Source organism: [Clostridium] ultunense DSM 10521 (assembly GCF_000511955.1).
Taxonomy (GTDB): Bacteria; Bacillota; Clostridia; order Tissierellales; family Tepidimicrobiaceae; genus Schnuerera; species Schnuerera ultunensis.
The window spans coordinates 545044-555495 of the sequence record NZ_AZSU01000002.1 but is presented as its reverse complement, the minus strand read 5'-3'; the positions used below and the strand labels follow the sequence as shown (position 1 = coordinate 555495).

Annotated in this window: 6 protein-coding genes; all 6 read right to left on the bottom strand. The window is 43.0% G+C overall.

All coding sequences use genetic code 11. The annotated features are described in order from the left end of the window. The coding region (locus CUL_RS19110) for an IS110 family transposase (protein ID WP_035142815.1) at nucleotides 1-214 on the bottom strand (214 nt) is incomplete at its 3' end. A 292-nt stretch (nucleotides 215-506) separates the two neighbouring features. Continuing rightward, on the bottom strand, nucleotides 507-2177 hold the full coding sequence (locus tag CUL_RS0105445; RefSeq protein ID WP_025640753.1) for a site-specific DNA-methyltransferase: 1671 nt from the start codon (nucleotides 2175-2177) through the stop codon (nucleotides 507-509). An 18-nt stretch (nucleotides 2178-2195) separates the two neighbouring features. After that, nucleotides 2196-2387, bottom strand: coding sequence for a helix-turn-helix domain-containing protein (locus tag CUL_RS0105440; protein WP_025640752.1), 192 nt, complete (start codon nucleotides 2385-2387; stop codon nucleotides 2196-2198). A 299-nt stretch (nucleotides 2388-2686) separates the two neighbouring features. Beyond that, the gene (locus CUL_RS0105435) at nucleotides 2687-4798 is read right to left on the bottom strand and encodes a hypothetical protein (RefSeq protein WP_025640751.1); all 2112 of its coding nucleotides are present in this window, start codon (nucleotides 4796-4798) and stop codon (nucleotides 2687-2689) included. 151 nt (nucleotides 4799-4949) lie between these two features. Further along, a complete protein-coding gene (locus CUL_RS0105430) occupies nucleotides 4950-9245 on the bottom strand; it encodes an Ig-like domain-containing protein (RefSeq protein ID WP_157752621.1) in 4296 nt (1431 codons plus the stop codon). Nucleotides 9246-9990: 745 nt separating this feature from the next. Further along, the coding region (locus CUL_RS16730) for a hypothetical protein (RefSeq protein WP_025640749.1) at nucleotides 9991-10452 on the bottom strand (462 nt) is incomplete at its 5' end.

Here is a 10452-nt window from a genome sequence, read left to right as displayed (position 1 = left end):
CTGGTTTCCAATATACTCCTGTACTTTCCATCGCTACATGGTGGCAATCTTCTTTTTCTAGCCATTCTTTAAGACTTTTTAAGCCATGCTGAAGAGCTGAAAACTTCCTTATTTCTGATGTTGGTTTGCAATTCAAGGCACCCTTGGTGATACATGCTACTATGTTATCCCTATGAACATCCAACCCGCAACATATTTCTAATATTGCTTCCATTACCTTCACTCCAATATGTTTTAGTGACAAGATTGATAGCCTGAGAAAATCTAAAATTTCACACACGTGCTATCAGTTTTATTCCTAAGAAGTAAAACTAATGCAACACTCCTTTGTACTCTTGGGCTATCAAGATAGGTTAGTACCCGGGGATCAACCGCCATTCTTATTATCATCCTTTTTTCTTGTCCCGTTTTTAAGATATCCATTTAATAGTAGTTATAAACATCTTCAACATAATTTAGGGGAACGATTATTAGTAGTCACTACATTTTCATTCCCCTTTGTGTCTTCAAGTCATGATGGTTAGTAAGTTAGTGCCGGGTGTCATATTTTTTCTTGTGAAATCTGCACTTGAGGTGAAGCCGATGTGATAAAAATTTCGTGATTTCTCCTTTTCTGCAAATTTACCAGTGAAATATTCACCGTCAATCTCTGTACCATCATCCCGATGACCAAGAATTGTATATTTTGAGCGGGGCCAAGTTATGGATTGGCAAATGCCGTGTTTTTCCCATTCATCATCCCCTGGTAATAACCCTTTAGCACGCAATTCCTTAGCTTCCTTCTCCGATACTTCATTGTTTGTTACCATGATGCAGCGACGTTGGCCGCCGTCTTCAGCATTTAATAAATTAACGGCATTTAAGGTGGTGCCGCTGCCAGCGAAAAAGTCTAAAATTAAAGCTTTCTTTTTACCTTTTACAGCACATGCAATCGCATCTTTTACCGCATAAATAGATTTCGGATAAGAAAAGCCGCCTCCTATTAGCTCTTTTAATAGATTAGTTCCATGGGCTTCTGCATTATATAATTTATCTGTCCATACTGTCTTGGGCTGCTCGTCTTCCCGGCGCAGTTTTATTTCAATCCTGTCATTAGAACGAACAGTAAACATCCTTGATTTCACGGTTTCAACTGTATCACGAGCATATCTCCACTTTTTTTCAATTTTATTTTTGTCAATTGGCCATACCTCAAAGGTTCCATCACCACGTTCTATGGTTTGATCGGATGGACTAAAGTTGTCATCTGGAATACCACCAAATTCAATTATATTACCTTCAGCATCAACGATAATTGGATAAAAACAGGTTGCACCTTCAAATCTGCCGGAAGTGCTTCCCGATCTTCTAAGATTATATGTATCCCCTTCAGCATGGGTTTTACGAAAAATATCCGCTGTCTCCGACATCGAAAAAATCGCATATTCATGAGTCACCGAAAATCTATCGCCTTGTGTTCCCCCGGGGTTATGTTGTATGGTAACCGGTACATGCTCAAAGGAAGGAAAAAGTTCCTTAAGCAGCATCCAAAGATGTGCATACTCATTATCATCTACTGCAGTGATTAGCACACCATCATCTTTCAGTAATTGCTTGGCAATTCTCAAACGTCTTTGCATAAAAGCAATCCACTTACTGTGCCGCCAGTTGTCATTTGAATCAATATAGTTATTGTTGTATTTCCAATCCCTGGCTCCTGTATTATAAGGGGGGTCTATGTATATGCAGTCTACCTGCCCTGTGTAGAGGTATTCCAGTAACTGCAAGGCATGATAATTATCTGCCTCGATCAAAGTATGCCAAGGAGCATCATCAGACCCGTTCTGGACCCTGGCCATCGGTACAAGCGTTGGAAAGATTGGTTCACCAAAGTTAGCGACTACAACTAGTTCCTCTATAGAAAACTGACTTTTTTCACTACTACCTTGTTTAATGCATACAGCTTGTCCCTCCGAAATAGACAGCACTCGCCATAAATTTAATAAGTCCTCCCCCCGTTTAGCAACTAGGGTTCCCCTGTGTACTTCAGTCTTGTAAAGGGGGGTTAGTTCCGGCAAATGTTCCTCAAAAACCAATCCAAATTTCTTTTCTTTAGCAATTTTGCTGGTCTCAAGCTTTAAGCGTTCTCTTAATGTTTTATCTTCTATTTGTGCAATTAAATCATCTATTGCTGACATCGATACCCCTCCCGGTCATCATTTATCTGATGCTTCACCTTTCGTAACCCACTCATCCACTTCACTAATTTTAAATTTCCATAGCTTTCCTACTTTATGAGCGGACATTTGTTTTTTGGCAATCCATCTATAAATAGTATCTTTACTGACACCTAAGTGTTCAGCTATTTCTTCAAGGGATGACCATTTTTCCGTAGTTGTATAATCCATTTAAGCAACCTTCCCTTCGAGAACTTACTGCTTACATTGTATCAAATATTTTCCAATATGTATAGGTTTTACTTGGGTTTAGTATGTATTCGACGACATTATTCGTTTTGCAATTCCGCAAAAAAAGCAACCCCCAGCCCCTTAAGAGCTTGATTGCTCCCAGAGTTTGCTAGGGGAAAAAGAAAAAGCCCCGCGAGAGAGCTTAATTGCTTGCTTTCTCACGGGGCTTGATTCAGTTGTTGACGGTTATGTCAATTTAGGAAGGATCAAGTATTACTACCTGCTTCTTCCTGGTCTACTTATTCTTCTGAATCTTCGCCTACGGTTATGGTCATTGTCTCTTTTGCAAGTTCTATACCAGACTCAAAGTCATTGTCTTCATTGCCTTGAGCTGCTATTGCGCTAAAGGTAATATTATAGGTGCCTGCCGGCAATCCTTCAACTGTCACGGGAACTGTGTAGCTATTATCTTGGTTAAGCTTTGGTCTTGCTGATGCACCGAGAGCTTCGCTTGTCCAGAAGCTTAATGCTCCGTCTTCTGGTACTGTATAAGTTGCTCCAGCAAAGCTTAAGGTTGCTCCTGCTTGTATGACTTTATCAGACACAACTTTACCATCTACATGCCACTTGTCGCTTACATCCGATACTTCAGCGGGATAAGTTATACCATAATCAAAGGTTATAGCTTCTCCTACTGTTCCTTCTATACTTTCTGGAACTGTTACTGAAGTCTCAGTTTTTACTTTCTCAAAAGCTACTGCTTCTAGATCTTCGGTTAAAGCAATGGTCGCTGTTTCATCTGCTCCATTGATTTGCTTATTAGCATCCAGGTCATAGAAGACAAATCTGACTATATAGGTTCCAGTTTTGTTGATCGTTGCCTTAAACTCGGTGGTTACTCCTTGGCTGTAGTTGTGGTCCTTCAGTGGGAAACCACCTGCTGGTCCCCAAGCCAGGACTAGGTCGTCTTGGCTAGCACCAGCATAACCCCGCTCAGTAGCGTCTGTAACTACATCCGGAGTACCGCCCGATATTGTCGCAAATTCAATATCGCTAGCACTAAGGCCAGGTATCACTCCGTAAAAGCGTACCAGGTTGTCCTTATCCCCATCTGCTACTGTACCTTGGGCTGTCACAGCCATGGTGAACTCTTCACCAGTAGTAGCATCTACATTGGCTGCATTCATGGTCAAAGAGGTTACTACTGAATCTTCTACCGTAATCGTGCCGCTGGCATCAGCAATAACTTTATTGTCACTAAGATCCACCAGCTCGATCTTCAGTTCATAATCTCCGGCTTTATCGGACACGACATAAATGTCGGTGGTCACATTGTATTGGGCATCAAGTTTAAATCCGCTCAAGTCGCCCCAGCCGGTTACGTTAATATCATACCAGTTGTTGCTCGTATCTTTTGCCCAAAGCTGAATGTTTTCACCGGCATTAACCGGTAAGATCCTTACTGCGTCATAACCAGTCTTACCTAATACGTCTGTAGCTAAGGTAACCTTAACTGGATCAAGGCCTTTTGTAGCCACTGCTACTGCTGTATTAATCTGTTCCTGGGTCTTGCCTGTTACATCAATCAAGTCCCCGGCAGTGTAGCTCTCCTGCAATCCGGTATGGGTCAGCTTGTAAGTGGACTGCTCAGGAAGAGCCTGTATTACTAATGTCACTATAGTGGTCTCATAGCCGCCGTCATGCATTGAGCCTGATTGGACACCTTCAATATCTCTAACTAGAGAGTAAATCCTAAATTCATTATTAGAATACTCTGCAGTTAGATTTCTTATCTGATTTAACACTGGTTTGCCAAATGTTAAAGTCCAAGTCTTCTCACCGGCACTATATGTTGCTTCTAAACCTTGTTCTGTTGCTTCGGTCTTTCTATTGCCAGCTTCTGGTTCTTCCATATCTGTTGGTGCCCATGGATTATCTACATTCGGATACAACTTGAACTCTGGCAATTTTTCTTCGTATGGAACACTTCCATGTTTACCTAAGTTATGGTCGATCTCTAAATACTCTAGTTCTTTATCATGGGTAACTGCAAAGGTTATTTCAAATTCTTCTGCTTCGGCTGATACTTCTTCAGCCGGGCTCGTTACTTTAAGGCTCGGTTTAGTTGGCTCCGCATTTTCTTCCTTAAGATAATACTGAACCTGGCCTTCTCTTACCTCTTCATTTACGGTAAACTGCTCATCAGCCGCTACCACCGTTCCTGTAATCTGGTCTTCCCAAATGGTGGGTAAACCATAGGCTTCGGTACCATTGGTAAAGGTTGCATCGGTTACAGTAAGTTTTGGATTGGTTCCAACACCTACGCCTTTACTGCTTTCGATGCCGCCAAATTCGTTGCCGCTTACGTCAATAGCTCCAGTTAGGGTCACTTCGGAGCCGTTGACGAGCAAGGCTGCGTCTCCACCGGTTAGTTTTATGTCTTTAATGGTAACGCCGGTCGTATTGTAGACGTGCAGGACGTAGTTGCCTTGCCAGCCATTTGCATCATTACTTGCTTTCCACGGGGCTATTTCATCCTTTCGGCATGCCCAAAGACACTATTTAATCATTCCGCTGCCACAGGTTTTCCTTCATCCAAGGCAGTGCATGACCAACATAAATATTCTCTATCTTATATTCCATAGACTTCCCTAATGTAGTTTCGGTCAAATCAAAGAGCCATTCAAGGACCTCTACCGTCTCTGCTGCCTCTGGCTGTACTTCTAACACCGATTCAATGATTTCTTCGTATGTGAACTCATCCCAGGTATTAACTATAGGGTGCGTTTTTGATTCCAGACCCCAGTGGTAATAACCTGTGAAGTCGACAAAAAGTCCCCTCTCGTAGCTATCTGCCAGGTCTGGTGCAAGGAAGAACAGATCGAGATAGTCTCCCTTTTGCAGCTTAACCCTTTGCTCATCAATATTACTTACAACTGAAGTCACGTCGTCATTTCCGTTATACAGCGCTTGCTGAAGGTCCAGAGGATAAACAGTCATGGGTTGGTCGGGAGAAAAGTCCATACTGACCTGATCAAACATTACAAATCCTGAACCCGATTTGAAACGCACTTTAACTTCGTTCACTTCATCTCCTAATAAGCTGAGATCAATTGGAATCAAAAATTCCTCGAAGAAGTGAGAACCATTTGCTACGGTTCCTTGATAAACCCATTCCGTTCCATTCCATAGTTCGACGTCAAGCCCTAACATTCCAATAGCATCAATGATTCCCCAGATACCATCATTTGTCTGCAAGGCTCTTTCTAACCACCAGACATTATTACAACCATCAATTTGATTATGATACCACCCAACGAAATCGACCGTTAGATTGGTTTCCTGCGTTCTAATCATCAATTTGCCCATATCAGTTGCATCTTTGGGCAAGTCAAAAGTGGCAACATAGGTTTCTACATACTGACCTTGCTCAAGCATACTTAAACCAGGTGCTGAAACAAATTTGCCGTCAGTTGTCAATTCGCCAATCCAGTTCTTACCACCTGAATCCACAAAGGATTTTGGCGCAATCCTATCACGTATCGTGTGTGGCTTCCCATTAATGTCAACGAATACCTCCTTGACATCATTTCCTGCCTCATATTCAACTGCATAAAGATTTACCCCGTTGACATAAGTCTCTGATAGATCATCCTCCCCAACTCTGATATGATATTGGCCATCAATCTCGTGCAGTTTTCGCAGTGTGCCGAAAGTTGTACCTTCAAATGCTTTGTTAGCTGATGTCGGCACAGGTTCATGCTCCAGGTGGAACCTTTGTCCATCGTAAGAATAGATTAGAGGGCACCCACCATCAGATTCTGAAATCTCGATGTTGGCCCTAGCACTTATCCCCTCAGCTGGTACAGTAGCTTCTAAAGCGAGAGTGCCAATCTCTTCTTCTCCGCTCGTGGTATAAATAGCCTCTACTTTTCCGTTCTGATCAGTAATAGACTCTTTTTTATCCCATTGGCCTTTTCCACCGGTAAATTCAACCTTTATGTCAGGTAGAGGATTGTTGTCTTTATCTTTAACTATGGCCCTAATAGCAATATCCTCTTTATTACCTTGCTTCAGTGAATCTTTGTCTGCAACTACATTTATGGTAGTATCATCAGCTTCCCATAGACTAACTTCCCTTGAGTTAAAACTTGCACTAAATTGGGTACCCGTAACATACTTGAAGTCATAGGCGGTAAAAGCTGATTCTCTTTGAACGATTAAGCCATTATCACCAACATGAACCCTTCCAGCTAAGCCACCTTCCAGAGTCAGTGTTCCATCAACAACTAATTTGGCTGGCGTATCAGCATCATATCCAAAAGCAGGAGCGATGCGGTAATAGTTTTCGGCACGGTTGGGATAATCATTATAATCGTCCAAGTGTTCATAAGGATCGAATACCGTCAATCTCCCATCTTCTGTAATGGTAATATTGGCCCCGGGTTCGATGCTCATTTCCGCGCCAGGCAATAGTGCTACCCACGAATCTATAACAACATTACTACCCGGTGCAACATTGAAACGCCACGTACCATCAAAGGGCATGTCTTTACCATCGCTGTCGGCAGTTATACCTGACACGTTGATTTTACCTATGTTAATACTTGCATCTCCGTGGAAGTCGAACTTGAGTTGACCCGTTTCAATATCATAACTTTTGATTAATTGACCATCGGTTAGTCGAATTAAATGGTGTTCATCTGCTCCGATAAGATCAAGATCACCCTTATAATATTTGGAATTCATATAAATTAACGCACTGGCGATATGCCTTGCACCACTGTTAATCGTTAGAGCCACCTCAATATTATTGATGGTATATTGATCAAATGGAAAAACATTTAAGCCAACCCTACTAGTTGCTGTTCCACCCCTAAAGGATTTAATAAACATGGGTTCATATATTGTTGAACCCGACATTGCCTCTACTCTGCCTTCTCCATAAATAAAACCTATGCTATGAAGGGTACCACCATTTTCAACAGTAATCTTACTCCCTTTTGCCAGGTGCAGCTGGGCATAGTTTGACCCAGTAACGTGTCCACAATATTTTGTGCTAATTGAAGCACGCATTGCATTGACGGTAAGGACACCGTTTACCTGCAATTCGACTCCTCCGGGAATATTTAGATCAACATAAGCATTGGTTCTAGCAACGGCCACTCCAGTACCACTAGGAGTATCATCTGTTTTCTGACTTAACGCTTCACTATAAGGAAGTAATACCGTAACACCGTTTTTAATGGTGTGCCTCGTGGTTCCATAGGCAACCTGTGCCACCTCCGGACCGGCAAAAGATGTGTTATAGTTAACGTACACCACCCCGGAGCCTGCCTGGGCCAGGGCATCCTCTATAGTATAGTAAGTATCGTTGTTCCCGATGGTCACCGATCCGTACTTGAAAATCACATTGGCTGAAACGTCGTTATACTCTTCACTAGTGGCTACCATGTAAGCCTTAAAGGTACTTCCGCCGTTACTAAGGTTAAATGAAGTAATTTTTTTGCCGCCTTCAACGTCATAGAACGTGAAATCGAAATTCTCGGTAACGTCTTTGTCACCAATTTTGAGTGTTACAGGCCCGATGGCATCGCTTTTGATACTGTTATCGGTGTATTCCCTGTTGACAATATACAAATCACCTAGAGTTTCATCTCCAATATGATTAACGGTAATTTGTAGTTCAGCCATCCTTGCTTCAGTAGCCTCTAATTTTCGGAAATTTGTAACCAATCTTTGTTGTGCTGGAGTCAAAGCGTTGTAAGCATTTCTGGCCGCTACAACCGAATCTTTATCATCTAGAGTTAACTGCTCTAGTGATGGCAAGTTTTCAATTAGCTCTGTTACTTGCCCTGATGCCGCTTGGTCTTCTTCTAATTCAGTTATTTTCTCTTCCGTAGCTACCAATCTTAACAGTGTTTCCTCTGGTATTAGAATCTGTTGATCTTCGGTTAATCCTTCATAAGCATTCCTTGCTGACCCTGCCGCTTCTTTTACTTGTTCAAGATTATCTAGAGTTATATCATCTATTTCCGGTAACTCATCGATTTGAGCAATTACGCTTTGCGCTGCCGCTCGATCAGCTTTCTCCTGCTCCAGTTGCCCTATTTTTGCTAACAGGCTGTCAAGCAGAGCCTTCTCAGCCACAAGTTTCACTTGGACCGCTGGCGATAATTCTTCGTAAGCGTCTAAGGCTGTCTCCACAGCGCTTTTATCACCTATTGAAACAGTTCCCTCTGTTAAGCTTAACGCTATAGCATGAGTTGCCTTAAATTCATTAGCCTCTTCGGTAGCTGCTTGGTCCGCTTCAAGCTCCGCTATCTTGGCTTCAGCAGCCTCTAACTTTTCTAGGTTCGTAACCAGTGCTTGTTGGGCTTCTGTCAAGGTACTATATGCGTTTCTTGCTGCTTCGACCGCATCTTTGTTTTCTAATGTTAGCTCGTCTGCTGCAGGTAACTCATCGATTTGAGCAATTACGCTTTGCGCTGCCGCTCGATCAGCTTTCTCCTGCTCCAGTTGCCCTATTTTTGCTAACAGGCTGTCAAGCAGAGCCTTCTCAGCCACAAGTTTCACTTGGACCGCTGGCGATAATTCTTCGTAAGCGTCTAAGGCTGTCTCCACAGCGCTTTTATCACCTATTGAAACAGTTCCCTCTGTTAAGCTTAACGCTATAGCATGAGTTGCCTTAAATTCATTAGCCTCTTCGGTAGCTGCTTGGTCCGCTTCAAGCTCCGCTATCTTGGCTTCAGCAGCCTCTAACTTTTCTAGGTTCGTAACCAGTGCTTGTTGGGCTCCTGTCAAGGTACTATATGCGTTTCTTGCTGCTTCGACGACTGTCTTATCGTCTAATGTCAAATCGTCCACTGATGGCAACTTTTCAATTAACTCTATTACACCATTCCGTGTCTATCCTTTAAGGGATTTCGACCGGTCTACACCGTACGCGCCACTTTCATGGCATACGGCGTTCCATCGAGGAATAACTTTCTCGACTAGGTTCCTTCGTTCCCACTTGTTTTTTCCTCTTTGCATGTCGCCATACAAATACAAACGGCAAGTGATCATCGCTACTATGAACCCGCTGACTCCCCATATAGTTCATTGGATTTACCCATCCTAACTGTATAGGGCCTCAAACGTTCCGTACCTACCATCCCTTCTTTTGATGGCCTTAGGTTTCTGCTGGCTATGTACGAAAATCAGGTTTAATAGCCTTAATTCGCCTGATTCTTCTATACCATTTCAGGTATAGAGGCCGATGATAAGCCCAAGGCAGTGTTTTTGTATCACCGGCTAGCCTGCATAGCTTTAAACGCAGATTCACTTCATTAACCATAGCCATCTTTTAAGGAGCCCCGCATACGACTTGCACGTATTACGACTTCACCTGGCTTCATATCAGTTAAGGGGTAACTTAACCCGATATGCAGGAGGATTAGGCTCTATGCCACTAGGCTATTGCATAGGTTGGGGACTTCCCCCAACAATTGGTAAGGTACAGTTAGAGAGAATATCCCATACCTGATGGTACGGGATACCCTCTCCACTCTTTTCGTTCGTGGAAATCTATGAACTTATAGAGTAACGTTTCGCGTTTTTTCTATTGGGCATTATCATCTTCTGCTACATCAAAGCTGACGGTTCCTTCAAGGTTAACTGTGGTGCCCTTGTAAAATACCTTTGCAGTATATGCCGCGCTTACGGGCTTACCTTCTGTTAGGAAGTCTTCAGCGCTGGTGCCATCTAGCAATGCTTTGGCTAGCGCCACCAAGTCGAAGTCTTCGTTCAGGGTAAAGGTCTCACCGGATATCTCAAGTGTGCTGCCTTCACCGGCAAACTTCCCTAAGGCTTCCACTAGGCCCTCGGCTGCTTCCGTTACCTCTTCAACTGTTACGCCAGCATCAAAGACCACGCTGATGTTGTCGCCGTCAAGGGTAACTTCGGCTACGGTTATCGCTTCCACCGCGCCTTCCAGGTCAGCCAGGAAATCATCCTTTAGGTCTACCGGCTCTGCTACATCAAAGCTGACGGTTCCTTCAAGGTTAACTGTGGTGCCCTTGTA

Coding starts and splice junctions, on each gene's coding strand:
- CUL_RS0105445 (WP_025640753.1), bottom strand. CDS start 2,177: ATGTCAGCAATAGATGATTTAATTGCACAAATAGAAGATAAAACATTA.
- CUL_RS0105440 (WP_025640752.1), bottom strand. CDS start 2,387: ATGGATTATACAACTACGGAAAAATGGTCATCCCTTGAAGAAATAGCT.